The organism is Psychrobacter sp. 1U2 (assembly GCF_051847575.1).
In genome coordinates this window covers 1-604 of sequence record NZ_JBPYDC010001423.1, presented here as the reverse complement: position 1 = coordinate 604, position 604 = coordinate 1, and the positions used below count along the sequence as shown (strand labels likewise).

At 39.7% G+C, this 604-nt stretch carries 1 pseudogene; it reads right to left on the bottom strand.

What is annotated here, in order from left to right:
• Positions 1-239: 239 nt before the first annotated feature.
• Positions 240-604, bottom strand: a pseudogene (locus tag ACS8FD_RS22440) (ornithine cyclodeaminase family protein); the annotation flags it as partial.

Genomic DNA, 604 nt, shown 5'->3' with positions numbered 1-604 from the left:
TTATTGGTTCATCAATATTTCTATATATCGTTGCATTTCTTGCAGTAATGGCCGTTGGAGGTTATCTGACGTATCATACAAGTGCAAAAAGAAAGCAGCATCGTAAAGACAAGCGAGATAGAGACAACTTAAATTGATGTAGCCCAATTTTATACCAAAAAAGCCGTTTTCTCTTATACGAGAAAACGGCTTTTTTAATGGCTGTCATATAGTCGTTCCACTATAAAACAAACACAGTATTACCAATCAATTGACGATCCGAGACTATTTTGTTCTGCTTGCTTTGCAACATATAAAGCAACTGCTGCATCAAAACTGGCTGCACCCACAGACTTAAATAGTGTTACCCCAGCAGACTTAGTCACCTCTTTTTTTAGCGCTCCAGTTACCAACGCTTGTAGATCACCACTGAGATCATCCCATGTCCAGGTACAATCAGAATTATCATGTGCTTGAATCAAATCACCTGCTTCGTGACGGCTACCGGCCAAATCATCAACGACGACCATGCTACTATTTGCAACGACATCGTTACCGATCTCTTTCATTGTCGCTTGATAAGCCCCTACTGCATTGATATGTGCATCTGTTTTAATTTGATCAA